General features: G+C 60.5%; 25 protein-coding genes. 14 read left to right on the forward strand and 11 right to left on the reverse strand.

Translation table 11 applies throughout. The annotated features are described in order from the left end of the window. Positions 1–48 precede the first annotated feature (48 nt). From H0482_RS03125 to grxD, 5 genes are all read left to right on the forward strand, one after another. Positions 49–648: a hypothetical protein gene (locus H0482_RS03125; RefSeq protein WP_193728542.1), complete on the forward strand. Its 600-nt coding sequence runs from the start codon at positions 49–51 to the stop codon at positions 646–648. Between the two features lie 112 nt (positions 649–760). Then, positions 761–994 (forward strand): BolA family protein, encoded by a 234-nt coding sequence (locus tag H0482_RS03130; RefSeq protein WP_193728543.1) that lies wholly within the window; start codon positions 761–763, stop codon positions 992–994. 69 nt (positions 995–1,063) lie between these two features. Next, positions 1,064–1,375, forward strand: coding sequence for a DUF6665 family protein (locus H0482_RS03135; RefSeq protein ID WP_230989423.1), 312 nt, complete (start codon positions 1,064–1,066; stop codon positions 1,373–1,375). Continuing rightward, positions 1,372–2,007 (forward strand): HAD family hydrolase, encoded by a 636-nt coding sequence (locus H0482_RS03140; RefSeq protein ID WP_193728544.1) that lies wholly within the window; start codon positions 1,372–1,374, stop codon positions 2,005–2,007. The genes H0482_RS03135 and H0482_RS03140 overlap by 4 nt, the downstream gene beginning before the upstream one ends. 136 nt (positions 2,008–2,143) lie before the next feature. Next, positions 2,144–2,479, forward strand: a complete 336-nt coding sequence (gene grxD, locus H0482_RS03145) for a Grx4 family monothiol glutaredoxin (RefSeq protein ID WP_193728545.1) — start codon at positions 2,144–2,146, stop codon at positions 2,477–2,479. A 54-nt stretch (positions 2,480–2,533) separates the two neighbouring features. Here grxD and H0482_RS03150 read toward each other — a convergent pair whose 3' ends face one another. Continuing rightward, entirely contained in the window at positions 2,534–2,830 is a 297-nt protein-coding gene (locus tag H0482_RS03150) for a Dabb family protein (protein ID WP_193728546.1), read from the reverse strand. Positions 2,831–2,977: 147 nt separating this feature from the next. On the opposite strand from H0482_RS03150, the gene H0482_RS03155 reads away from it, so the two are divergent. Together H0482_RS03155 and H0482_RS03160 are read left to right on the forward strand one after the other, a co-directional pair. Next, complete coding sequence (locus H0482_RS03155; protein ID WP_193728547.1) at positions 2,978–4,192, forward strand: MFS transporter; 1,215 nt, start codon at positions 2,978–2,980, stop codon at positions 4,190–4,192. A 108-nt stretch (positions 4,193–4,300) separates the two neighbouring features. Next, a complete protein-coding gene (locus H0482_RS03160; protein ID WP_193728548.1) occupies positions 4,301–5,554 on the forward strand; it encodes a multidrug effflux MFS transporter in 1,254 nt (417 codons plus the stop codon). 68 nt (positions 5,555–5,622) lie between these two features. Here H0482_RS03160 and H0482_RS03165 read toward each other — a convergent pair whose 3' ends face one another. Continuing rightward, positions 5,623–7,176: a UxaA family hydrolase gene (locus H0482_RS03165; protein WP_230989424.1), complete on the reverse strand. Its 1,554-nt coding sequence runs from the start codon at positions 7,174–7,176 to the stop codon at positions 5,623–5,625. A gap of 128 nt (positions 7,177–7,304) precedes the next feature. Between H0482_RS03165 and H0482_RS03170 the strand changes: the two genes are divergently transcribed. The 3 genes from H0482_RS03170 to H0482_RS03180 all read left to right on the forward strand — a co-directional run bounded on the left by H0482_RS03170 (position 7,305) and on the right by H0482_RS03180 (position 9,443). After that, a complete protein-coding gene (locus H0482_RS03170; RefSeq protein ID WP_193728549.1) occupies positions 7,305–8,054 on the forward strand; it encodes a GntR family transcriptional regulator in 750 nt (249 codons plus the stop codon). A gap of 18 nt (positions 8,055–8,072) precedes the next feature. Next, positions 8,073–8,507: an RbsD/FucU family protein gene (locus H0482_RS03175; RefSeq protein WP_193728550.1), complete on the forward strand. Its 435-nt coding sequence runs from the start codon at positions 8,073–8,075 to the stop codon at positions 8,505–8,507. An 84-nt stretch (positions 8,508–8,591) separates the two neighbouring features. Then, positions 8,592–9,443 (forward strand): fumarylacetoacetate hydrolase family protein, encoded by an 852-nt coding sequence (locus H0482_RS03180; RefSeq protein WP_193728551.1) that lies wholly within the window; start codon positions 8,592–8,594, stop codon positions 9,441–9,443. An 80-nt stretch (positions 9,444–9,523) separates the two neighbouring features. On the opposite strand, the gene H0482_RS03185 is transcribed toward H0482_RS03180, so the two are convergent. The 8 genes from H0482_RS03185 to H0482_RS03220 form a co-directional block, all read right to left on the reverse strand. Beyond that, entirely contained in the window at positions 9,524–10,336 is an 813-nt protein-coding gene (locus H0482_RS03185; RefSeq protein ID WP_193728552.1) for an inositol monophosphatase family protein, read from the reverse strand. A gap of 4 nt (positions 10,337–10,340) precedes the next feature. Beyond that, entirely contained in the window at positions 10,341–11,177 is an 837-nt protein-coding gene (ttcA, locus tag H0482_RS03190) for a tRNA 2-thiocytidine(32) synthetase TtcA (protein WP_407925681.1), read from the reverse strand. 92 nt (positions 11,178–11,269) lie between these two features. Continuing rightward, positions 11,270–12,346, reverse strand: a complete 1,077-nt coding sequence (locus H0482_RS03195) for a putative transporter (protein ID WP_193728554.1) — start codon at positions 12,344–12,346, stop codon at positions 11,270–11,272. 177 nt (positions 12,347–12,523) lie between these two features. Further along, complete coding sequence (gene rpsD / locus H0482_RS03200; RefSeq protein ID WP_193728555.1) at positions 12,524–13,141, reverse strand: 30S ribosomal protein S4; 618 nt, start codon at positions 13,139–13,141, stop codon at positions 12,524–12,526. 222 nt (positions 13,142–13,363) lie between these two features. Then, the gene (locus tag H0482_RS03205; RefSeq protein ID WP_193728556.1) at positions 13,364–14,602 is read right to left on the reverse strand and encodes an MFS transporter; all 1,239 of its coding nucleotides are present in this window, start codon (positions 14,600–14,602) and stop codon (positions 13,364–13,366) included. 109 nt (positions 14,603–14,711) lie between these two features. Then, complete coding sequence (locus tag H0482_RS03210; protein WP_193728557.1) at positions 14,712–15,509, reverse strand: RNA methyltransferase; 798 nt, start codon at positions 15,507–15,509, stop codon at positions 14,712–14,714. A 58-nt stretch (positions 15,510–15,567) separates the two neighbouring features. Continuing rightward, on the reverse strand, positions 15,568–16,164 hold the full coding sequence (locus tag H0482_RS03215; protein WP_193728558.1) for a GNAT family N-acetyltransferase: 597 nt from the start codon (positions 16,162–16,164) through the stop codon (positions 15,568–15,570). Positions 16,165–16,268: 104 nt separating this feature from the next. Continuing rightward, positions 16,269–16,847, reverse strand: a complete 579-nt coding sequence (locus H0482_RS03220) for a GNAT family N-acetyltransferase (protein WP_193728559.1) — start codon at positions 16,845–16,847, stop codon at positions 16,269–16,271. A gap of 95 nt (positions 16,848–16,942) precedes the next feature. On the opposite strand from H0482_RS03220, the gene H0482_RS03225 reads away from it, so the two are divergent. From H0482_RS03225 to H0482_RS03240, 4 genes are all read left to right on the forward strand, one after another. Continuing rightward, positions 16,943–17,380 carry a GFA family protein gene (locus H0482_RS03225; RefSeq protein ID WP_193728560.1) on the forward strand — a complete coding sequence of 146 codons (438 nt, stop codon included), beginning with the start codon at positions 16,943–16,945 and terminating at the stop codon, positions 17,378–17,380. A 115-nt stretch (positions 17,381–17,495) separates the two neighbouring features. Continuing rightward, a complete protein-coding gene (locus H0482_RS03230) occupies positions 17,496–18,707 on the forward strand; it encodes an NADP-dependent isocitrate dehydrogenase (RefSeq protein WP_193728561.1) in 1,212 nt (403 codons plus the stop codon). Positions 18,708–18,892: 185 nt separating this feature from the next. Then, complete coding sequence (locus tag H0482_RS03235; protein ID WP_193728562.1) at positions 18,893–19,894, forward strand: glycerophosphodiester phosphodiesterase family protein; 1,002 nt, start codon at positions 18,893–18,895, stop codon at positions 19,892–19,894. Positions 19,895–19,966: 72 nt separating this feature from the next. Further along, a complete protein-coding gene (locus H0482_RS03240; protein WP_193728563.1) occupies positions 19,967–20,851 on the forward strand; it encodes a DMT family transporter in 885 nt (294 codons plus the stop codon). Between the two features lie 143 nt (positions 20,852–20,994). On the opposite strand, the gene alaS is transcribed toward H0482_RS03240, so the two are convergent. Next, the gene (gene alaS, locus H0482_RS03245) at positions 20,995–23,640 is read right to left on the reverse strand and encodes an alanine--tRNA ligase (protein WP_193728564.1); all 2,646 of its coding nucleotides are present in this window, start codon (positions 23,638–23,640) and stop codon (positions 20,995–20,997) included. Positions 23,641–23,805: the final 165 nt, after the last annotated feature.

A 23,805-nucleotide genomic window follows, 5' to 3' on the forward strand; every position in this document is an offset into this window, starting at 1 on the left:
TTGGGGTGCTTTGCTCCCCATGTGGCGATTGCGAACAGGAGCGGACAGATGAACCATAACAAGGCCTTGGCCGTCCTCACGGGTCTCGGGCTGGCGCTGACGCCGGCCCTCGCCGCCGCTCAGAGCGTCAACATCACCCGCTCCATCCTCACCGACCTGCCCTATACCCTGATTTACCCCGCGGAAATGGTCGCAACCGGCGGCGGCGACGCCCCATTGACCATCAATCACCCCGACGCCCCGCTGCAATGCGAGATGAGCGTCGTGCCCGTCGAGGACACGGATTGGTCTGCCGACGCGGCGCTGGCCGGCATCGACGATGACGAAATCACCGCTGCCTGGGCCGGACCACTTCCCGGATTTTCATTGTCCAGCAAAGGGTTGACTACCTATCAGGACGCCACGGCGCTGACTTATGAAGGCACCAGCACCGACTCGGCCATGGGCGTTCCGCTGACCCTGGTTCACACCGAAGCAGTCGCCACCGGGCGCGGTTATATCCTCGACTGCATCTTCGCCGCCGACCAGGCGGAACAGGCCCGGCCCCTGGTCGATTTCATCATCGCCAATTTTTCCACCCGCGCCGATGCCGAATGCTGCGTCGGCGCCAGCCCCGCCCCCGAACCGGACCAGCCCGCGCCGCAATAAACCGCCATTTCCCGGCATTATCCCCACCCCAGTTGAAGCGCCCCGACCTGCATGCCATATCAAGGCTATGGGCCGGGATGGTTCGGCCGACAAACCTATGGGGAGACAGCACATGGCCATGGACGCCAAAGAGATCGAGCGCCGCATCAAGGCCGCCCTGCCCGATGCCCAGATCGAAATCCGCGACCTTGCCGGTGACGGCGACCATTACGCCGCCACGGTGATTTCCGAGCAATTCCGCGGCAAATCCCGCGTGCAACAGCACCAATTGGTCTATGCCGCGCTACAGGGCGACATGGGCGGCGCGCTGCACGCACTGGCCCTGCAAACCAACGTACCGGACTAGAGGACCGAACCGCATGCAACGCGGCTTCCGCGATATTACCGTGCGCCAGCAGGGGCTTGGAGCATCCTGATGCCCGGCCTGCGCGATTCCCTCGATCTGATCCGCATGGTTCGCCCCGAAGCCAGCACTGGTGCGCTGGAGCATGAAATCAACTCCGAGCGCGCCAGCTCGCTCGCCGCTGCCGAAGCAAGAGCGAGAAAAGCCGTCGCGGCGCTCGGCGACAACCAGGATAGCCTCGCCGAAGCCCGTGACGCCGTCTGGAGCTATTTCGTGCAGCGCGAACTGATCGGCTTCCGCCGCCACAATGACGTGATCCGCGACCTCGATATTCCCGCCAAAGTGCTCTATGGGCTAGGCGTCATCTCCGCAAAACGCCCATGACGCGCGCCGTCTTCTTCGACGTCGACGGCGTATTGGTGCATGGCATGCACCACAATCCGGCTCGCACGCGACGCTGGGACACCACACTCATGAACGACCTCGGGGTAGACCCGGCGCGCTTCACCAACGAGTTCATTTTTGACGTCTTCGTCAAGAAGGTCGTGAATGGGAAGATGTCGGTGATCGAGGCGCTCGAGCGCCACTTGCCCGCCTTAGGCTACAAAGGGTCACCGATGGTCTTTCTGGATTACTGGCTCAAGAAAGACAGCGTACTCAATCAGGAACTGATTCAGGCGATAAAACAACTTAAGGCCAAGTCCGATATTCGCCTCTATGTTGCGACCAATCAGGAACATATCCGTGCGAGTTGGCTTTGGTCCCAGTGCGGACTCAGCCAAATATTCGATGACATGTTCCATTCGGCACGGGTCGGGATCAGGAAGCCCGATCCAGCATATTTCGATTTCATCCGTCGGCGTATCGGCGCCCAGGACGAGGCCCCGCTGTTCTTCGACGACACGCCCAAGGTCGTGGATGGCGCCCGAGCCCATGGCTGGGACGCGGTGCTGTTCGATACCAACAGGGATTTTTTCGAGCATCCCTGGATCGCAGAAAAACTAGCCTCGGCCTGACCCTCGCCTTTGCTTGCGCCAGCGCACACAGTGCCAATCGTTGATCTGCGATACACTCGACAGCGTCCCAATCCTGACCTATCTAAAGGCAGCTTCAGCCGGACCTTGACCCCGGACTTTTCGAAAGGCTCCACCCATGACCGACATCAACGCCTTCATCGACGACAAGGTGAAAAACAACGACGTATTCCTGTTCATGAAGGGTACCCCGGACTTCCCGCAATGCGGTTTTTCCGGCCAGGTCGTGCAGATTCTCAACTATCTCGGCGTCGAGTTCGACAGCGCCAACGTGTTGGCCAACGACGAATTGCGCGACGGCATCAAGACCTATTCCAACTGGCCGACCATTCCCCAGCTCTATGTGAAGGGCGAGTTCATCGGTGGCGCGGACATCACCCGCGAAATGTTCCAGTCGGGTGAGCTCAAGACCCACTTCGAGCAGGCTGGCATCACCGTCAAGCAAAGCGCCTGACCCGCTAAAGCAGATTTCGAAGACCCCACTCTAACCCGGTGGGGTTTTTGCTATTTAGCGTTGCGTCACAGCCTCGAAATCGGCGGCATGGCGCATGTCGCGCAGCGGGCGTACGCGCCGGGTCGCTTCGGCATAATTGGGATGGGATTTGTAGGCATCGAACGCCGCCCTGTCCGCAAATTCGGCATAGACCACGACATCCACCTCATTGCCGTAGAGGTCGACCTTGTTGTTGCGACTAACCTCGAAAACATCACTATGCGGTATGTCCGACAACAGCGACAACCCTTCGCAGATGGCGTCGATCTTGTCGGGTGACTTGGCGGTGAAGAAAACGATGTGGCGGATCAAGGCAGGCTCCTCATATCGCGCACCGTTTCCTCCCCTTTGACCAAAACGTCAACCCATCACGCCGGCTGATGCCAGCCATTTGCTATTATCGTTTTGCGTGATGCCGTCGGCGAGCATATGGTGCCGCGCCTGCCGGAGAATCTTTATATGTCCACCGCCGTCCGCCCCGCCGTCCCGCTTCCGCTGGTCATCATTTGCGGCTGCATCATCGCCGCCATCGGCTTCGGCACCCGTGGCTCTTTCGGGCTCTTCACCTTGCCGGCGACCGAAGATCTCGGGCTCAGCCGCGAGCAATGGGGCATGGCCATGGCCGTGCAGAACCTGGTCTGGGGGCTCACCCAGCCTTTTGCCGGAGCAATCGCCGATCGCTATGGCACTGCCCGCGTTCTTGCCGTCGGCGGCATCGTCTATGCCCTGGGCCTGTTGGGCATGGCTTTTTCGCCTGATGCGCTGACCATGACGCTGACCGCTGGAGTCGTGACGGGCGTCGGCATCGCCATCGCGTCCTTCGGTGTGGTCATGGCGGCGTTTGGCCGCGTGGTTCCCGCCGAAAAGCGCAGCTTCGTCTTCGGGATTGCGACCGCAGCGTCTTCCGCTGGCCAGTTCATTTTCGCCCCGCTCGGCCAGGGGTTCATCAATGCCTTCGGCTGGCAGATGGCGCTGGTCTGGATCGCCATGCTCCTGCTGCTCATCATTCCGCTATCGGTCGCTCTGCGCGGCCGGACGGAATCGGCGCCCGGCCAGGCGGACCTGCCATTCATGGAGGCGCTGTCGCGCGCCTGGGGCTTTGGCTCCTACCGCCTGCTGGTTATCGGCTTCTTCGTCTGCGGCTTCCACCTCGCCTTCATCAACGTCCACATGCCGGCCTATCTTGTGGCCTGCGGGCTTTCACCCGATGTCGGGTCCTGGACCATCGCCGTGATCGGGCTCTTCAACATCGTCGGCTCGCTCATGTCTGGCTGGCTGGGCAGCAGATTGCCCAAGCAATTGCTGCTTGCCGTGATCTACTTCCTCCGCGCCATCGCCATCGCCGCTTTCCTGCTGTTCCCCGTTAGCGAGGTCACTGCCTATGCCTTCGCTGCCGTCATGGGTCTGCTCTGGCTCTCGACCGTTCCGCTGACAGCCGGCCTGGTGAGTCTGTTCTTCGGCCCCCGCTATATGGGCATGCTCTATGGCATTGCCTTTCTCAGCCACCAGATCGGCTCCTTCGTCGGCGTCTGGCTCGGTGGCTATGTCTATGACGCGACCGGCGCCTATGACCTCGTCTGGTATCTGGGCATCATTCTCGGTCTGGCCTCGGCTGCCATCCACATCCCCATCAACGAGCGCTCGGACGCGGGCTTCATGCTCAAACCGGCGTAGCCATCCATCGGTTAATGACGATTGATTGCTTGCCAAACCGGGGCCACAGGTTCATGGTCCGATAATTCCTTTCGGCCGCCATTGTCGCGGCCATGACGAGTTTCAGACATGTCAGATCACTTTACGCGGGTTCTCTCCCGGCCCGAATTCATTGCCCTTGTCGCCGCGCTGATGGCGGTCAACGCCCTGGCCATCGACGTGATGCTGCCCGCCCTGCCCTATATGGGCGAGGCGCTGGGTATCAGCAGCGAAAATGAGCGGCAATTTGTCGTTACGGCCTATATGCTGGGCATGGGGATCGCGGTTTTGGCCTTTGGCCCGCTGACCGATCGCTTCGGCCGCCGCGCGCCTCTGCTCATCGGCGTCGGCATTTACGTCATCGCCGCCATAGCCGGCGCTTTCGCTCCCAGCTTCACTACTCTTTTGGTGCTGCGCTTCATTCAGGGCATGGGTGCGGCCAGCGTGCGCGTAATCGCGCAAGCGGTGGTCCGCGACCGCTATTCGGGCCGCGAAATGGCCGAAGTCATGTCCCTCACATTCATGGTCTTCATGGCCATTCCCATTATCGCCCCCGGCATCGGCCAGATCCTGCTGCTGACCGGCCCCTGGCAATCCATCTTCTTCTTCATGGGTGGATTGGCATTGGCGCTCTGGGTCTGGACCTATATGCGTCTGCCTGAAACCCTGCCGCTGAGCCAGCGTCGGCCCCTGAGCGTTTCAGGCATCATCGACAATTTCCGGCTGGTTTTCACCAATCGCGTCGCCATTTCCTACGGCCTGGCTGGCATGTTTCTCTTTGGTGCGCTGTTCGGCTTCATCACCTCGTCCCAGCAGATCTATGTCGATATTTATGGTCTGGGCGTCTATTTCCCCGTCGCCTTCGCCGCCATGGCCGGCCTTATGTCGATCTCATCTTTCACCAACTCGCGCGTCGTGCGCCGGTTTGGGATGCGGCGGCTGTCCCATGGCGCCATGCTGGTTTTCACGTTTTTCTCGGGTATCTGGCTGGTTTTGGCGCTCAACGACCTGATGCCGCTCTGGCTGTTCTTCAGCCTTCTCGCCATCATCATGTTTAGCTTCGGCTGGGCCTCGTCGAACATGAACTCGCTTTCCATGGAGCCTTTGGGAAAAGTCGCTGGCACGGCGGCTTCGGTCTTCGGTTTCATCCAGACCGTGGGCGGAGCTTTGATCGGCTCATTGACCGGCCAGCTTTTCAACGGCACCACGATCCCCACTGCCGCGGGTTATTTCCTCACGGGCGCGCTGGCTTTGGTTTTTATCCTGATCGCTGAAAACGGCCGGCTGTTCGGAGTCGGCGATTATTCCAAGCCCGATGCGAAGGCCGCCACGGACGGGAACTGACTGCCACAACAGGCCGCGCCAGCCATCAACGGCGCGGCCCACAAGGCTGAAGAAAGCCAGACGCCCGGCTACATCACCGCCCCGACCTGCCAGGGTACGAATTCATTGTCGCCATAGCCCAGCGCTTCGGATTTTGTCTCTTCGCCGGAGGCAACACGCAGCATCAGTTCGAAGATCTCCTGCCCCTTGGCCTCGATGGAAACACCTTCGACGATGTCGCCACAATTGATGTCCATATCGTCCTGCATGCGGGCATACATGTCCGAATTGGTGGCGAGCTTGATCGAGGGCACCGGCTTGCAGCCATAGGCCGAGCCGCGTCCGGTCGTGAAGGCGAGAATATTGGCCCCGCCCGCCACCTGCCCGGTGGCGGAAACCGGATCGAAACCCGGCGTATCCATGAATACCAGGCCCTTTTCGGTGACCTTTTCGGCGTATTCGTAAACCGCAGTCAGGGGGCTCATGCCACCCTTGGCCGCCGCGCCCAGAGATTTTTCGAGAATCGTGGTCAGCCCGCCCAACTTATTGCCTGGCGAGGGATTGTTGTTCATTTCCCCGCCATTGCGACCGGTATAATCCTCCCACCAATGAATGCGCGAGATCAGCTTTTCACCGACCTCCCGGTTCACGGCGCGGCGTGTCAGCAAGTGCTCCGCGCCATATATTTCCGGGGTTTCCGAGAGGATCGCCGTGCCGCCATTTTTCACCAGAATGTCCGCCGCGACGCCCAGCGCCGGATTGGCGGTAATGCCCGAATAGCCGTCCGAGCCGCCACATTGCAGCGCCAGCGTCAAATGACCGGCATCGACCGTTTCGCGCCGCGCCCTTGCCGCCACCGGCAACATGTCCTTGATGCGTTCGACGCCCCAATCGATCATCTTCTGCGTGCCGCCGATCTCCTGGATCGTCATGGTCTGGAAAGTGTCGGTTTCCTTGAGGTTGTAGGCCTCCTTCATCCTGTCGATCTGGAACCCCTCGCAGCCCAGCCCCACCAGCAAAGCCGCGCCAAGATTGGGGTTGGACGTGTAACCCCATTGCGTGCGGCGGAAGATCTGATAACCCTCGCCCTGCAGGTCCATGGCGCAACCAGTGCCATGCACGAAGGGGATGACGCCGTCGATTTCGGGGTAATCGTCGAGTATTCCTGATCGATTGATGGCTTCCGCCATGAACTTGGCCACTGTCGCCGAGCAATTCACCGATGTCAGGATGCCGATATAATTGCGTGTGCCGACGGAGCCATTGGCGCGGCGAAAGCCTTGAAACGTCGTCCGCTGGGCGGCGGGCAGGACATCCACCGGGACGACGCCCTGCGAGAACGCATAATCATGGGTCAACGAGCCATCCGCGCCACCCATGCCGCAATTATGCTCATGCACCCAATCACCAGGAGCGATGGCCTCCTTGGCAAAGCCGATGATCTGGCCAAACTTGAGAACGGCCTCACCTGCCCCGATGCCCCTCGTGGCGAATTTATGCCCGCGCGGCACCCGGCGGATGATGGAAACACCCTGTGCAGTCATTGTGCCCACATCCAGATTGGACAATGCCACGGCGATATTGTCGGCAGCATTGAGCACCAGCGTCTTGCCCTCTGCGGGGCGGGTCATGATGTCGGTCATGGCAATGGTCTTCCGGGGGCCTGGAAAATATAATGGTGCTTTTCCATGCCTTGGTTTACCTCCTGTTCATCGCTGACTTGGAGGAAATCGGCATTGTCTTTGAACACACCTCTAACTAACATGTTAGCATGAAAACGGAAGCCGGTCCCTACGATTTTCTCCCTGCGGCGGGCACATTTTCGCGCGGCAGCGTCACCGTGGACGTCACCAATACGCTGCGCCACGCCATCGTGACTTTGGCCTTGCCGCCGGGCATGACGCTTGACAAGTCGGCCATTTGCGCCCAGCTCGGCGTATCTCGATTTCCGGTCAGCGAAGCTTTGGCGCGTTTGGCCGAAGAGGGTTTGGTAGACATCGCGCCCCAGCGCGGATCCACTGTCTCGCTGGTGAAAATCGCCGATGTTCGCGAATATATGCTGATCCGGAAGGGGCTCGAAAGCGAGGCCCTGCGCGTCCTTATCGGCAAGCATGATGCAGACGTCATCGCCGCGCTGCACGCCAATATGGCGGCACAGCGCGAAGCTGCGTCTCGCGACGACGCCGAAACTTTCCATCAGATCGACGTCGATTTCCACGACATCATCTTCCGCACTATGCGCCTGTCCAAGGTCAAGGCGATCATCGACCGCGCCCGCGCCAATCTCGACCGCGCCCGCCGCATGATCATCACACCGCGCCGGCTGGCCCTGACCATTGCCGAGCATCAGGCCATTTTCGACGGTATCCTGGCGGCCAATGCGCCCCAGGCCATTGCCGCCATCCGCGCCCATATCGACGCGGTAATGGTGGAATTGTTCGCTTTCGCCGCCGACCATGCCGAGCATTTTGCCGACGGCGCCGAATTCGCCCCGGAAAAAGATGACTTCCCATTCGGCTGAGCACCCCTGGAGACCCAAATGCTCAAAAACATTCCACCCATTCTTGGCCCCGAACTTCTCGCCACCCTTCGCGCCATGGGCCATGGCGACGAAATCGTCATCGTCGACGCCAATTTCCCGGCCTCTTTTCTGGGCCCCAGAACGCATCGCGCCGACGGCATTACCGCCACAGACATGCTTGATGCGATCCTGACGCTAATGCCGCTGGACGAATTCGTCGATGAGGCGGCCATCGGCATGGCAGTGGTCGGCGATCCCCAGGCGCGCCCGCCGATCGTCGCCGAATTCGAGGCCATGCTTGCCCGCCACGAACCCAATTTCCGCTTTTCCACCATCGAGCGCTTCGCCTTCTATGATCGCGCCAGGAGCGCCACCGCACTGGTCCAGACAGGAGAAACGCGGCTTTATGGCAATATCATCCTGAAGAAGGGCATTATCCGCCCAGCCGCCTGAAACGGAACGGATTGAACCAAAGCCGCCCTCGACAGGCTAACATGTTAGCCTTATGAGCAGCCGACAGACAACGGAGACCCCGCCATGAAACTGCTTCGCGTCGGCGCCAAGGGCGCTGAAAAGCCCGCCATTCTCGCCCAGGATGGATCCATTCGCGACTTGTCCAGCATCGTCAACGACATTGGCGGCGAAGCACTGACCCCCGAAGGGTTGGCAAAAATCGCCGCAGCCGACATCGACTCCCTTCCTAAACTGGACGAAAACCAGCGCATCGGCGCCTGCGTCGCCAATGTCGGCAAATTCATCTGCATCGGCCTCAACTACGCCGACCACGCCGCCGAAACCGGCGCGAAAATCCCCGAAGAGCCGATCATCTTCATAAAGGCGACCAGCGCCATTATCGGACCGAATGACGACGTGATCATTCCCAAGAACGCCATCAAGCCCGACTGGGAAGTGGAACTGGGCATCGTTATTGGCAAAGAAGCCCGCTATACCGAGGAAGCCGACGCGCTCGATCACGTTGCCGGCTATTGCCTCGTCAACGATGTCTCCGAGCGCCACTTCCAGACCGAGCGCGGCGGCACATGGGACAAGGGCAAAGGTTGCGACACTTTTGGTCCGATCGGCCCCTGGGTCGTCACCAAGGACGAAATCGCCGATCCGCAAAATCTCGGCATGTGGCTCGAAGTCGACGGGCATCGCTATCAGAATGGCTCGACCAAGACCATGATCTTCGGCGTGGCCAATGTCGTGTCCTATGTCAGCCAGTTCATGAGCCTGCAGCCCGGCGACATCATTTCCACTGGTACACCGCCGGGTGTCGGCATGGGCATCAAGCCCGAGCCCGTCTGGCTCAAGCCCGGCAATGTCATGCGTCTGGGCATCGATGGCCTGGGCGAGCAGACCCAGAACGTCAAGGCCTATACCGCCTGATCGGGCCTGGCGGGGCCTTGTGCCCCGCCATCGCCCCTCTCCCGGCAGCGCCGGGAACATCTGCCCAATGGCCAGCGCCCTTAGACGGCGAACACTTCCCGCTTCAACTCATCCCAGCTCGCCTTGTCCGGCGCGACCAGCAGCCCCCCGTCCACATCGCCGGGCCGATAGGCGCTGCCATCGAACTTGGCAACATGCGCGCCGCATTCCTGCATCATCAGCGCACCGGCCACGTGGTCCCAGGGCATGAGCTTGCCATAGGCAAGAAAATGCACATTGCCGCCAGCGGCGAAACGATATTCGTGGCCGGCGCAGCGATAGCCGGCGATCATTTTCACCTTGGCGAGATTGCCCAGAATAGTGCGCCGCTGTTCAAAGGGAAAAAACGCCGTGGAGGCGAGCCCGCCCATTTCCGACAGAGGCACCGGATCGGCATATCTCAGCCTATGACGTCGGCCATCAGGAAACACCTGCCAGGTGCCGCAGCCCTTTTCGGCCATGAGGAAATCATCACCCATTGGATCGTAGATGATCCCCGCGACCGGCTCACCATTCTGCACCACGGCCGCCATGACCGCGAAGAGCGGCAGGCCGCCGGCAAAATTGGCAGTTCCGTCAACGGGATCGACGTAAACGGTGTTTCTGTCTTCAAGGCTTGAACTCAGCAGCGCCGGATTGGCTGCCACCGCTTCCTCTCCAATGACCAGCGTCTTCGGCGAATGGTCGAGGATGGCGGCGGTTATGACGCGCTCGGCGTTGGTGTCGGCTTCGGTGACAAGGTCGAACGCCCCGGTCTTGGTCTGGATCATACCCTCATCGAGCCGCCGGAAGCGCGGCATGATTTCGTCCTTGGCGGCCTGTCGGAGAATTGAGGCCAGCCGCTCGATATTCATTCGCTTAGTCCTTGGGTTGGGTGGCAAGACCCGCGAAATCGAAGAGCCGCGGATCAAGCATATGGCTGGGATTGATATTGCCCAGCGCCCGGATCATCACATCCTTGCGCCCGGGCATGGCCTTTTCCATGTCGGTCAGCATGGCCTTGGTGGCATTGCGCTGCAAGCCATCCTGACTTCCGCAAAGATCGCAGGGAATGATGGGAAAGGCCATGGCGTCGGAAAAGCGTTGCAGGTCTTCCTCGGCGCAATAGATCAGCGGACGCAGCACTTCGAGATCGCCATCGTCATTGACCAGCTTGGGCGGCATGGCAGCCAGCTTACCGCCATGAAACAGGTTCATGAAGAAAGTTTCGAGACTGTCGTCGCGATGATGGCCAAGGACCAGTGCCGTGCAGCCCTCCTCGCGCGCAATGCGGTAAAGATTGCCGCGCCGCAGCCGCGAACAGAGCGAACAATAGGTCGCGCCGGCCGGCAGCTTGTCGGTGACGATGGAATAGGTGTCCTGATATTCGATCCGGTGCTCGATGCCGAGCCCCGTGAGAAATTCCGGCAGGATATGCTTGGGAAAATTCGGCTGGCCCTGATCGAGATTACAGGCCAGCAGATCCACCGGCAGCAGCCCTCGCCATTTGAGGTCGAGCAGCAGCGCCAAGAGGCCGTACGAGTCCTTGCCACCGGACAAGGCGATCAGCCATTTGTCGCCCGGCCGCACCATGAAGAATTTTTCCAGCGCCTCCCGCATATTGCGGACGAGGCGCTTGCGCAGCTTGTTGAATTCGACCGAGCGCGGCGCCTGCGCAAAAATCGGGTGGGCGCCGGATTCTGCCTCTTCGGGCATTGGCGCTTCAATCGGGGCAGCGGCGTTCATGGTGAGCCTGAAACGATGGTGACTTGCGCGGCTTTCTTACCTCAACACTCGATTGCGCGCCACTACACTGGCAGCGGGCTCGCCTCCTGCGCGTTCGCCGCCACGTCGTGGCCAATATCATAGCGATCGAGATTTTCCTCAAACTCGTGCAGACGCTTCCAGATCGAGCGCAATTCGGTCAGCGTGGTCCAATTGTTGAGCACCACGGAGAATGCGCCGTCCACCTGCCCGTACGCATTGGTGACCTGAAACAGCAGGCCCACCGAAACCGCACCGGTGAACATTGCCGGCCCGATCATCAGCAGCGGCGTCATCGAGGTGATCTGGCCATAGGCGTTGGACCAGAGATTGAAGTAACCGTAGTGCAGATAGAGACGGAAATAATTGGTCCGCAGGCCGGTGAAAAGGCTGAACAGGGTTTCGGGCTGAGCATGATGTATCTTGTCGTCTTCGCCCAGGACCAGTTCCTTGCGGAACGCTGCCTCCACCTTCTGGTTTTTGTATTCGAGCCCGGGCAGGAACCAGCCGACAAACCACGATATCGTCATGCCTCCCACGCTCACCAGCAAGGCCGCCCAGACCAGCGAGCCCGGAATGTCACGGATCACCGGCAGGTCCACCTGCCCGCTTAGCGTCCACAAGATGGGCAGGAACGCGATCAGGGTGAGAATAGCCCGCAGCAATTGCAACCCCAGGCTCTCGACGATCCGGGCAAAACGGTTCGCGTCTTCCTGGATACGTTGCGAGGCGCCTTCGATCTCGTGTTCCACATGGCGCCAACGCGGAATGTAGTTCTCGGTAATGGCCTGACGCCAGCGGAAGCCGTAATGGGAGACCAGAAAGGAGCCTAACGTGCCCGTCAGGACGATAGGGACGGCGAGCCAGATGAAAGTCGTCGGGACCAGCATCGGCACCACGAAAAAGATGTGGCCCCACTGCCATTCCCAGCCGAACAGCGCATGCCAGAATTCGGACACGTCGTGCTCTGATGCGGTTTGCAACAGGTCGTAGAAGCCGCGATACCAGGTGTTGATCTGAACGGAGAGATCAACCTGCATCCAGATGATGAGGACGATCAGCAATCCTATGCCATAGGCCCACCCGGCCCAGCGGCGGCTTTTGAAGAAGGCGTGAATCATTGGCTTCACCTGCTGCGGTCGTTGCCGCATTGACAGGATTAGTCGTCAATGGAAATTCGGGCAGCAGCAAGCCCTAGTTTCCAAACTTACCAAGATTTAATCGCTATCCATGGCCCGAAAAGAAAGGGCCGCCCCAGCGGAGCGGCCCTTTCCAATTCTTTGTGCGTCGCTTCGCGCTTAGCGCGAGTAGAATTCGACGACCAGGTTCGGTTCCATCTGCACCGGATAGGGCACGTCCGATAGGGCCGGGACGCGCGCATAGGTAGCAACCTGCTTGCCGTGATCGACTTCGACGTAGTCAGGAACATCGCGCTCGGCGAGCTGGTTGGCTTCCAGCACGACGGTGAGCTGCTTGGAGCGCTCGCGCACTTCGACCTTGTCGCCGACCTTGACCTGGTAGGACGGAATGTTCACGCGCTTGCCGTTGACCAGAACGTGGCCGTGGCTGACGAACTGGCGGGCCGCGAACACGGTCGGCACGAATTTGGCGCGATAGACGATGGCGTCCAGACGCGATTCGAGCAGGCCGATCAGGTTCTCGCCGGTATCGCCCTTGCGGCGGGCAGCTTCGTCATAAAGCTTGCGGAAGCTCTTTTCAGTGATTGAGCCGTAATAGCCCTTGAGCTTCTGCTTGGCGCGCAGCTGCAGACCATAGTCAGACAGCTTGCCCTTGCGGCGCTGACCGTGCTGGCCGGGGCCATAGGCACGGGCATTCAGCGGGGACTTCGGACGACCCCAAATGTTTTCGCCAAGGCGGCGGTCAATCTTGTACTTGACGGAATGACGCTTCGACATCGCGTATCCTTTTCTAAAGCGTGGCCACGAAAATCGTAGAAAAGCCACGCGTCCTTGCGGACTGGTTTGAATGGATCGCGCCCTCCTCTGCCCTGCCTTGCGGCAGGACCGACAGACTCCCAACAGAGAATCCCGGGTGCGCCTATGGGCCGTTTGGCCGGAATAGGTGGCCGCGTCTTAGAGGCGCAGGCCTGCCGAGTCAAGCATTGCTGCAGGCCGCCGCTAAGCCATACGCTTGTCGAGACTGCGCTGATTGCGCAATTGGGGAAAAAGTCCCGCCCAGACACCGGCGATTATGATGGCGCCCACACCGCCCATGATCGCGGCGGGCACGGGGCCGAGTAAATGCGCAACACTTCCCGCCCGGAAGTCGCCCAATTCATTGGACGCGCCGATAAAGACCGAGTTCACCGCATTGACGCGACCGCGCACATCCTCCGGAGTCCAGAGCTGCATGATGGCTTCGCGAATGGTAACGCTCACCATGTCGGACGCGCCCACCATGGCCAGGGCGGCCATTGAGAGCCAGACATTGGTGGAAATGCCGAAAACCACGGTAAAGACCCCGAACAGGCCAACAAAAAGAAACAGCAATTTTCCGGCATGGTCGCGAATGGGATGGCGCATCAGCCACAGCGCCATGAACAGTGCTCCAATGCCCGGTGCAGCGCGCAGCAGGCCAAGCTCTTCCGGCCCCGCATGCAGAATATCCTTGGCATAGATCGGCATCAGCGCCACCGCGCCGCCGGCCATGACCGCAAACATGTCAAGCGACATGGCCCCGAGAACGACGCGATTGGAAAAGATGTAGCGGAACCCGCCGAGCAGGGTTTCGAGGCTCTTGGCCTGCGCCTGACGAAGCTGGGCCGGGCGCGGAATGAGAGACACCATGATTGCAGCAATGAGGATCAGCGCTCCGGCAACGCCGAAGGCAACCTCTGGCGCAATGCCATAAAGAAGGCCACCGGCAGCCGGCCCCATTATGGCGGCGAACTGCCAGGCAGAGGCATTGGCGGTGATTGCATTGGCCAGCGCCTCGGGCGGCACGATATTGGGGGCAAGCGATTGCGCCGCCGGTCCCCAGAAGGCTCTCGCGGTGCCCAGCAGGAACAGAATGGCGAAGATCGGCCAGATCTGGTCAGCATCAGCATTGGCCAAAAGGAAAAATCCGCCCGCGCAGGTCGCTTCGACCATAAGACAGGCCCGCATGATGCCACGACGGCTGAACCGATCTGCCGTAAGGCCAGTGAGCAGGATCAGGAGCAGCGCCGGCGTAAAAAGGCAGAGACCGACCACACCGAGCAGGAAGGCATTGCCGGTAACGTCATAGACCTGCCAGGCCACCGACACCGCCATGATCTGCACGGCGAAGCTGACGAAAAGCGTCGTCAGCCAAAAGAAACGAAAACCTTTGTAGTGGAAGGCGTGTTTGGAAGGCGCGGCGGAATGGGCATCGTTCATGGTGAACAAGCCATGTCATTTTGTCGACCGGCGGTCAAAGGCGGAATCAGCAGATCGGGCATGAGGATTTCAGCAACCGTGACTGTCCCTCCCGTACTCCGCCAATTCACTATTCGTCTGACTTCTTTTGTCGGTTGGGATTGGGCCGTTCATGGCGTCGGTCAATGGAAGAAATCACTCCGCGCAAAGTGCGGATTTCCTGGGCGGTAAATCGCCCGCGTGTCAGCGCCGTCCGCAGATTATTGACCATGCTTGGCCGCTTGTCCGGAGTCGTGAAAAAGCCCGACTGATCGAGCACGCCTTCGAGGTGTTCAAACAGGCCAACCAATTCGCTGCGCGGCGCAGCTTCATCCAATCCGTCTCCAAAGGGCAGCGCCCGGCCCTCGGCGCTGGTTCGGCGCCATTCATAGGACATGAGCAAAACGGCTTGGGCGATATTGAGCGAAGCAAAAGCCGCTTCGACCGGTAGCGTAACAATGGCGTCTGCCATGGCCACTTCGTCATTGAGCAGGCCCCACCGTTCACGCCCAAACAACAGGCCCGTCCCCCGACCGCCCGCGACATGGGCCGCCATTCGGGCAGAGGCATCCTCGGGACCAAGCACTTCCTTCTGCATGTCGCGCGAACGGGCGGTCGTTGCGTAGACGAGAGTAAGATCGCTCATCGCCGCTTCGAGAGTATCGAACACACGCACACGTTCCAGAACGTGGTCGGCGCGCGATGCAGCGGCTATCGCCTTTTCATTGGGCCAGCCGTCGCGCGGGCGCACCAGCCGCAAATCCCATAGGCCGAAATTGGCCATGGCGCGCGCGGCCGAGCCAATATTCTCGCCCAATTGCGGCTCGCACAGGACGATGGCCGGCGAAGGCGCGAGGGTGACCGGGATCGAAGAATCTGTACCTGCCATGGGCCGCCCCTTCCGAAAACTGGCGGGCGACATAACTCAATTGCGTTTCGCGCGCAAATCAGGCCACCTTTTCGCGCCGGGGCAGATCATGCACTTTGTCGTCTCGGACCCATTCACGGTCGAGCAGCGCGAAATGCAGTTCCTCGTCCCATTCGCCTTGAAACAAGGCGTGTTCGCGGTAGTGGGCTTCAAGGCGCATGCCCAGCCTTTGCATCAGCCGACTGGAATGGTGGCTCCGCCCATCGCAGCGCACCATCAGGCGATGGACACGGAAGTGACCGAAAGCCAGATCGAAGATCGCCGTCAAAGCTTCAGTCAGATAGCCCTTGCCGCTATGGGCCGGATCAATGGCGAAGCGCACCTCCCCCTGCCCCGATGTGGCGTCGGACCATTTGAGGCTGACCTGGCCGACCAATATGCCGTCGTCCTTGCGCACCATGGCCAGGGTCAGCGCATCGCCGGGCCGATGCAACTGCACCTGCTTGCGCATCATGTCCACGGCAATGGAAACATCGTCAGCATAGCGCGTTGGGCGCTCGAGATAACGCTGCACCGCCGGAAGAGTGTGGTATCGGGCAACGACTTCACAATCGCCACGCTCGAAAGGACGAAGACACAGGCGACTGGTCATGATCGGCAAGCGCAGACTGGACATAGTTCGATTTCCCGGCGGTCAAAGGAAAGCCCTTGAGGCAGAACGCCTCGACTCTGCCGGGGTTCCTGTCAGGCCCGGTAACATCTGCCGGACGGGAACAATTGTCAGATAGCGCCGGATTGGCGCAGCGCTATCCATTCTCGACGCAGGATGGCGTAGTAAAATTCCTCGTCCCACCGGCCCTTGAACAGGCCATGTTCGCGAAAATGAGCCTCGCGGCGCATGCCGAGCCGCTCCATCAATCTCCAGGAGGGCGCATTGCCGGCGTCACAACGCGCATAGACACGGTGCAGGTCGGCCTCGTCAAAAGCCAGGTCAAGCAGCCGCGCAGCCGCTTCCCGCGCATAGCCTCTCCGCTGATGATCAGGGTGAAAAATCCAGCCCAACTCCCCTTGCCGCGCTTCCACAGACCGCCAGATCAGCGACAATTCACCGACCAGAATGTCGCCGGCGCGCGTTTCGGCGGCCAGGATGATACGGTCATCCTCCTCCTCCAGCGACAATTGCGCCGTCCGCTGCTGCACCGCCAGGGCGCACTCTTCTCGGCTCATGGGCTGGTCGAACAGATATCGCGCCACGTCCTCGCGGCTGCGATAGGCGAATACTGCATCGACATCGCCGCGCACGAAAGGGCGCAGGCGAAGCCGCTCGGTCATCAGCGGATACTGGGGACGAAAAGCCATGCGCCTCCTTTCCGGCCACGCCAGTTATGTCGGAAGACGCCGCAAAGGCAAGCAGCGGTCTTGCGCAGCCACGACATGCATGCGAATCTGCAAGCATGAGCCGGATGCCACAACTGGACCTGACCGCGGCCTGCGATTGCGGCGCGGTAGCGCTTTTCGCCAAGGGCGAAGCGATTTCGATGTTCCAGTGCGCCTGCCTCAATTGCCAGAAGGTTTCAGGCGGCGGCCATTCCTCGGTACTTCTGCTTCCCGCCGATGGCGTACGAACGACCGGTGCCACGAAAAGTATCGCGCGATCAGCCGATTCCGGCGCAACCTTCACGCGTCACTTCTGTCCCGAATGCGGCACCACGCTCTATGCCCAATCCTCGCGCGTGCCCGGTTTCCGCATTCTTCCAGTCGGGCTTTTCGCAGGGCAGAACGACTGGTTCGCTCCCAATCAACTGATCTTCGCGCGCAGCCACCCTGCCTGGGATCTAGTGGAAGATCACCTGCCCCGCCACGAAGCCTACCGGCCCAGCCAGAAGCAATAGGGAAACAGCAAGCCCCCTTGCCGAGCGCAGCTTTGCGCTTTTTGCCAGCGATGGTATACGGGCCGGCGACAGGGCCCTCAAAGGCCGAAATCCGCATTTCCAAGGGAGTTACGCGATGAGCAAGATCAAGGTCGTCAACCCGGTCGTGGACCTCGACGGCGATGAGATGACCCGGATCATCTGGCAGGCGATCAAGGACAAGCTCATTCATCCCTATCTCGATCTGCCGATCGAGTACTACGACCTGTCGGTGGAAAGCCGCGACGCCACCAATGATCAGATCACCATCGATGCCGCCCATGCCATCCAGAAGCACGGCGTCGGCATCAAGTGCGCCACAATCACCCCCGACGAGCAGCGCGTCGAAGAATTCAAGCTCAAGAAAATGTGGAAGTCGCCCAACGGCACCATCCGCAACATTCTGGGCGGCGTGATCTTCCGCGAGCCGATCATCTGCAAGAACGTGCCGCGCCTCGTTCCCGGCTGGACCCAGCCGATCATCGTGGGCCGCCATGCGTTCGGCGACCAATATCGCGCCACCGACTTCCTGTTCCCCGGCAAGGGCACGCTGTCGATCAAGTTTACCGGCGAAGACGGCAAGGTCATCGAGCACGAAGTCTATCAGGCTCCGGGCGCCGGCGTGGCCATGGCCATGTACAACCTGGACGATTCGATCCGCGACTTCGCCTATTCGAGCTTCAACTACGGCCTTGCCCGTGGCGTACCGGTCTATCTCTCCACCAAAAATACCATCCTCAAGGCCTATGACGGCCGCTTCAAGGACATCTTCCAGGAGATTTACGACGCCGAGTTCAAGGAGCGCTTCGAAGCCGCCAAGATCTGGTACGAGCACCGCCTGATCGACGACATGGTCGCCTCCGCGCTCAAGTGGAGCGGTGGCTATGTCTGGGCGTGCAAGAACTATGACGGCGACGTGCAGTCCGACATCGTGGCGCAGGGTTTCGGTTCCCTCGGCCTGATGACCTCGGTTCTGGCCACGCCCGATGGCAAGATCGTGGAAGCTGAGGCCGCCCACGGCACCGTGACCCGTCACTATCGCCAGCATCAGCAGGGCAAGGAAACGTCCACCAACTCGACCGCATCCATCTTTGCCTGGACCCGTGGCCTCGCCCATCGCGCCAAGCTCGACGACAATGAGGCGCTGGCCAAGTTCGCCACCACGCTGGAAAAGGTCACCGTCGATACGATCGAAGAAGGCAAGATGACTAAGGATCTCTCCCTGCTCGTCGGCCCCGACCAGCCCTGGCTCTCCACGCTCGGTTTCCTCGACGCCATCGACCAGAACCTGCAGAAGGCCATGGCGTAGGCCAGGCCTGGTTCGTTATGGAAAGGGCCGGTGCGATGCATCGGCCCTTGTTTTTTGGAATCGATTGAGGCGGACCTGGCCAGGCCCGCCACAAGTGAACAATCAATTCACCAACGCTTACCCCCCAGCCCAATTTTCACCACGGTCAGCACCGAATTTTCGTTTCTGTTTCGGGGGGCAGAAATTTGAAGCGTCCGATTTTGATTGTTATCGTCGCATTCGCGGCCGCGATATACGTCTACAATGCCAGTTGGCGCGTGGGACCGCCCACAGATGGCGGGCTTACATTGATCGCCCATAGAGGCGTCCACCAGACTTTCTCTCGAGCCGATCTCGACAATGCGACCTGCACCGCCGAACGCATCGACACACCACGCCACGGGCTCCTGGAGAACACCATTCCCTCGATGCAGGCGGCTTTCGCTTCAGGAGCCGACATCGTTGAACTGGACGTGCATCCCACCACGGATGGCCAATTCGCCGTCATGCATGACTGGACGCTCGATTGCCGAACCGAGGGTGACGGGGAAACCCGGGCTCATTCCATGGAAGAGCTTCGGGCGCTCGACATTGGCCACGGCTATACTGCCGACGACGGACAGACCCACCCATTCCGAGGAACCGGCGTCGGCGCAATGCCGGAACTCCGGGAGGTTCTCGCTGCCATGCCGAACCGGAATTTTCTCGTCAATTTCAAGAGTCGGGAAGCACGCGAAGGCGACATGCTGGCCGCGCTTCTGTTCGACCACCCCGAATGGCGCGCGGCAATCTGGGGCGCGTATGGCGGCGACGAACCTACCTATCGCGCCGCCGATCTGATCGAGGGATTGCATGTGTGGTCCCGACGAGGGCTGGTCGATTGTCTCGGACAATATCTGGCCCTGGGCTGGACGGGCTTTTTGCCGGATGCCTGTCGAGACACCCAGGTGATGATCCCCATCAATATCGCGCCCTGGCTCTGGGGCTGGCCGAACCTGCTTCAGGCCCGACTGCACGAGGCTGGCAGCCGGATCATCCTGCTTGGTCCCTACGGGGCCGGCGATCCGGGCACGGCGGGCATCGACGATCTCGATACGCTGGCGCTGGTGCCGCCGGGCTTCACTGGTCTGGTGTGGACCAACCGGATTGAGCTGATCGGCCCGGCGATTAAGGGCACAAATCCGCCGCAGATTCCGCCGGCACCGTAATGACCCTTTCACTTTGGCCCTATATGATGACAGGATATTTTCTGCCCTGCTTCTCATGATCTGGATATTGCGATGCCAGTCGGCGTCATCCTGGCCTTTCTGGCCTATGCCAGTTTTTCCATTGCCGACGCGCTGATCAAGACGACGGGCCAGACCCTGTCGGTCTTCGAAATCGCATTTTTTACCACCTCGTTCTCGATCATTCCGGCAATCGTGACCAATCGGCACGAACGCTGGCGCGACATGTACAAGCTGCGCCATCCATGGCTGGTGCATCTGCGCTGCGCCACCTCCATAACCGGCACGGCGGGGGTGATGTACGCCTTTACCCACGTTCCCTTCGCCGAAGTCTATGCCATCGGTTTCACCACACCGCTTTTCGTGACATTTCTTTCGGTATTGGTGCTACGCGAACACGTGGCTGCGCACCGCTGGATGCTGCTGCTGATCAGTTTCATGGGCGTGCTGCTGGTCATAAGGCCGGGACTGCGCGAACTGGAACTGGGTCACTACGTGATGATGGGCGCAGCCATGCTCGGCGCGGTGACCACCACAGTTTTGCGCCACGTCGCGCCGAGGGAGCGACGTGTCAGCCTCGTGGGAGTACAGGTGGTCTATTCCGGAATTTTCAACGGCATATTGATGCTGCCGTCCTTCGTCATCCCCACAATGGAGCAAATAGCCATTCTGATCGGCATCGGCCTTTTGGGCGGCATGGGCGGCTTACTATTGATTCAGGCCAGCAAGCAGACACCAGCCAATCTCATCGCCCCGGTGCAATATAGCCAATTGATCTGGGCCATCCTGTTTGGCGCGCTGTTCTTCGGCGAGTTCCCCGACTGGATTGCCATTGCCGGCATGCTGGTGGTTGTCGTCGCGGGCCTGCTCAATGTTCTGAGCGAAAAACGGCCCATACGCTGGAAGGCACGGCTGTTCTTCTTCCGCACCGGCCAGTAGCGCATCCAAATTGCGGGCAATGGTCATGGAGACTTCCTGGACGCGCATATCTGGATGCACCTCGGCCGGCCCGCCCCATACGTCGCACCGAAGATCACGCGGCGCGAAGAGTGCAGCGGCCACCAAGGTAGCCGCTGCATCACTCAGTTGAGCAAGGCCCGCACAGCCGCGAGCGCGTCCTCTGCTTTGGCGCCATCCGGGCCGCCGGCCTGGGCCATGTCCGGGCGGCCGCCGCCGCCCTGCCCGCCCAAAGCCGCCGCACCGGCTTTGACCAGGTCAACAGCGGAAAACCGGCCGACGAGATCTTCGGTCACGCCAATGGCGATGCCGGCCTTGCCGTCTTCGGCGCGGCCGACAATGGCCACCACGCCCGAGCCGATCTGCTTTTTGGTCTGGTCCACCAGGCCACGAAGATCCTTGGGTTGAAGATCATCCACGATGCGGCCGGCAAAGGTGACGCCATTGATGGTTTCGCTGGCATTGCCGCCATCAGCCGCGCCTCCCCCCATGGCCAGCTTCTGGCGGGCGTCGACCAGGGCGCGTTCGGCCTTCTTGATTTGGTCCTGCAGCGCCTCGATGCGCTCGAGCACTTCATGGGTGCCGGACCGCAGCAGGCCGGCAGCCGAAGCCACGATATTGGTGTTGGCATTGCCACGGTGACGCGCCGCCTTGCCGGTCAGTGCCTCGATACGGCGAACGCCACCAGCAACGGAGCTTTCGGCGACGACCGAGACGAGGCCAATATCGCCAGTACGGCGCACATGCGTACCGCCGCACAATTCAACCGACCAGCCGAGGCCATTGCCATTGGGCTCACCCATGGAAACGACGCGAACCTCGTCCCCGTATTTTTCGCCAAACAGGGCCCTTGCGCCCGATTCCTTGGCTTCGTCCACGCCCATCATCCGTGTTTCGACTGGTGCGTTTTGCAGCACGATGGCATTGGCGATGTCTTCGACCTCGGCAATTTCCTGCTGACTCATCGGTTTGGTGTGCACGAAGTCGAAACGCAGCCGGTCCGCGGACACCATCGAACCCTTCTGCGCCACATGATCGCCGAGCACGATCCTCAGCGCCTCGTGCAGCAAATGGGTTGCCGAGTGATTGGCGCGGATGGAGGAGCGCCGTTCATGATCGACGATGAGTTCGACCGCCAGACCGGGCTTGAGCACCCCTTCGACAACCTTGACCTTGTGCGCGAAGACGCCATGGAACTTGTTGGTATCGAGGACTTCGGCCACCACGCCCTCGCCCCTGATCACGCCGCTATCGCCCACCTGGCCGCCGCTTTCACCAAAAAATGGCGTCTGGTTGACGACGACCAACCCTTCCTCGCCCGCCGCGATCGCATTCACTTCCGCGCCATTGGCCAGCAATATCCGGATTTCGGCCTCGGCCGTCTCGGTTTCATAGCCGAGGAATTCGGTTGGACCCACCTTGTCCGAAATTCCGTACCAGATCGTATCGGTGGCCGCCTCACCCGAGCCAGCCCAATTCTTGCGGGCTTCGGCCTTCTGCTGGGCCATGGCACCGTCGAATCCGGCCTGGTCGACCGAAATGTTGCGCATGCGCAATGCGTCCTGCGTCAGATCGAGCGGAAAACCATAGGTGTCGTAGAGCTTGAAGGCCGTGGCGCCGTCGAGCACGTCGCCCTCGCCAAGATTGGCCGTTTCGGCTTCGAGAATTTGCAGGCCTCGACCCAGCGTCTTGAGGAAGCGGCCTTCTTCGAGACGCACGGTCTCGGCGATCATCGCTTCGCCACGCGCGAGTTCAGGATAGGCCTGGCCCATCTCACGAACCAGCGTCGGCACCAGCTTGTGGATCACCGGCTCATTGGCGCCCAACAGAGTGGCATGACGCATGGCGCGGCGCATGATGCGGCGCAGCACATAGCCGCGTCCTTCATTGGAGGGCAGCACACCTTCGGCAATGAGGAAGCTCATCGAGCGCAGGTGATCGGCAATGACGCGCAGACTGCGATTTCCGGGCCCGTTCACATCGGCATTGGTGGCATTGGCCGCCGCGCCGATAAGCGCCCGGAACAGATCAATGTCGTAATTGTCATGCACGCCCTGCATGACAGCGGCGATACGTTCGAGCCCCATGCCGGTATCGATGGACGGATGCGGTAAACCGCTGCGCGACCCGTCGGGATGCTGCTCGAACTGCATGAACACAAGGTTCCAGATCTCGATCCAGCGGTCGCCGTCTTCATCGGCAGAACCCGGCGGGCCGCCCCAGATCTTGTCGCCATGATCGTAGAAGATTTCCGAGCACGGACCGCAGGGGCCGGTATCGCCCATCTGCCAGAAATTGGACTTGGCGCCGAGCCGCACGATGCGGTCTTCGGAAAGCCCCGCGATCTTCTTCCACAATTCCATCGCCTCGTCATCGTCTTCATAGACGGTGACCATCAGCTTTGCCTTGGGAAGCGCCCAATCCCGGGTCAGCAGGTTCCAGGCAAGTTCGATGGCCTGATCCTTGAAATAGTCCCCGAAGGAAAAATTCCCCAGCATCTCGAAAAAGGTGTGGTGGCGTGCGGTGAAGCCGACATTGTCCAGATCGTTGTGCTTGCCGCCGGCCCGCACGCATTTCTGCGCCGTGGTCGCGGTGGAATATGGCCGCTTCTCAACGCCGGTAAAGACGTTCTTGAATTGCACCATGCCCGCATTGGTGAACATCAGCGTGGGGTCATTGCGCGGCACGAGCGGGCTCGACGCCACGGCCTCATGGCCATTCTTGGCGAAATAGCCGGTAAAGCTCGAACGAAGATCGTTTACGCTGGTCATGCACAGGCTTTCATGGCGAGCGGGCGGAATATGCCCGTTAACAAAAACGTGGCTTTTTAGCTTGGGGGCGTGAGCTGTGTCCAGCACCGGGGACGGTATTCCGAGGGTTGAATTCGCCTCTTTCGGCAGGGACAGCCCCGCCGGGGCCGAAATCTCCGATTTCCA

This window comes from Devosia faecipullorum (assembly GCF_015158295.1).
Lineage (GTDB): Bacteria > Pseudomonadota > Alphaproteobacteria > Rhizobiales > Devosiaceae > Devosia > Devosia faecipullorum.

Excerpts from the sequence above, each read along its gene's own strand:
- H0482_RS03125 (WP_193728542.1), top strand. The coding sequence starts at position 49 with ATGAACCATAACAAGGCCTTGGCCGTCCTCACGGGTCTCGGGCTGGCG.
- H0482_RS03130 (WP_193728543.1), top strand. The coding sequence starts at position 761 with ATGGCCATGGACGCCAAAGAGATCGAGCGCCGCATCAAGGCCGCCCTG.
- H0482_RS03135 (WP_230989423.1), top strand. The coding sequence starts at position 1,064 with ATGCCCGGCCTGCGCGATTCCCTCGATCTGATCCGCATGGTTCGCCCC.
- H0482_RS03140 (WP_193728544.1), top strand. The coding sequence starts at position 1,372 with ATGACGCGCGCCGTCTTCTTCGACGTCGACGGCGTATTGGTGCATGGC.
- grxD (WP_193728545.1), top strand. The coding sequence starts at position 2,144 with ATGACCGACATCAACGCCTTCATCGACGACAAGGTGAAAAACAACGAC.
- H0482_RS03155 (WP_193728547.1), top strand. The coding sequence starts at position 2,978 with ATGTCCACCGCCGTCCGCCCCGCCGTCCCGCTTCCGCTGGTCATCATT.
- H0482_RS03160 (WP_193728548.1), top strand. The coding sequence starts at position 4,301 with ATGTCAGATCACTTTACGCGGGTTCTCTCCCGGCCCGAATTCATTGCC.
- H0482_RS03165 (WP_230989424.1), bottom strand. The coding sequence starts at position 7,176 with ATGACCGACATCATGACCCGCCCCGCAGAGGGCAAGACGCTGGTGCTC.
- H0482_RS03170 (WP_193728549.1), top strand. The coding sequence starts at position 7,305 with ATGAAAACGGAAGCCGGTCCCTACGATTTTCTCCCTGCGGCGGGCACA.
- H0482_RS03175 (WP_193728550.1), top strand. The coding sequence starts at position 8,073 with ATGCTCAAAAACATTCCACCCATTCTTGGCCCCGAACTTCTCGCCACC.
- H0482_RS03180 (WP_193728551.1), top strand. The coding sequence starts at position 8,592 with ATGAAACTGCTTCGCGTCGGCGCCAAGGGCGCTGAAAAGCCCGCCATT.
- H0482_RS03185 (WP_193728552.1), bottom strand. The coding sequence starts at position 10,336 with ATGAATATCGAGCGGCTGGCCTCAATTCTCCGACAGGCCGCCAAGGAC.
- ttcA (WP_407925681.1), bottom strand. The coding sequence starts at position 11,177 with ATGCCCGAAGAGGCAGAATCCGGCGCCCACCCGATTTTTGCGCAGGCG.
- H0482_RS03195 (WP_193728554.1), bottom strand. The coding sequence starts at position 12,346 with ATGATTCACGCCTTCTTCAAAAGCCGCCGCTGGGCCGGGTGGGCCTAT.
- rpsD (WP_193728555.1), bottom strand. The coding sequence starts at position 13,141 with ATGTCGAAGCGTCATTCCGTCAAGTACAAGATTGACCGCCGCCTTGGC.
- H0482_RS03205 (WP_193728556.1), bottom strand. The coding sequence starts at position 14,602 with ATGAACGATGCCCATTCCGCCGCGCCTTCCAAACACGCCTTCCACTAC.
- H0482_RS03210 (WP_193728557.1), bottom strand. The coding sequence starts at position 15,509 with ATGGCAGGTACAGATTCTTCGATCCCGGTCACCCTCGCGCCTTCGCCG.
- H0482_RS03215 (WP_193728558.1), bottom strand. The coding sequence starts at position 16,164 with ATGTCCAGTCTGCGCTTGCCGATCATGACCAGTCGCCTGTGTCTTCGT.
- H0482_RS03220 (WP_193728559.1), bottom strand. The coding sequence starts at position 16,847 with ATGGCTTTTCGTCCCCAGTATCCGCTGATGACCGAGCGGCTTCGCCTG.
- H0482_RS03225 (WP_193728560.1), top strand. The coding sequence starts at position 16,943 with ATGAGCCGGATGCCACAACTGGACCTGACCGCGGCCTGCGATTGCGGC.
- H0482_RS03230 (WP_193728561.1), top strand. The coding sequence starts at position 17,496 with ATGAGCAAGATCAAGGTCGTCAACCCGGTCGTGGACCTCGACGGCGAT.
- H0482_RS03240 (WP_193728563.1), top strand. The coding sequence starts at position 19,967 with ATGCCAGTCGGCGTCATCCTGGCCTTTCTGGCCTATGCCAGTTTTTCC.
- alaS (WP_193728564.1), bottom strand. The coding sequence starts at position 23,640 with ATGACCAGCGTAAACGATCTTCGTTCGAGCTTTACCGGCTATTTCGCC.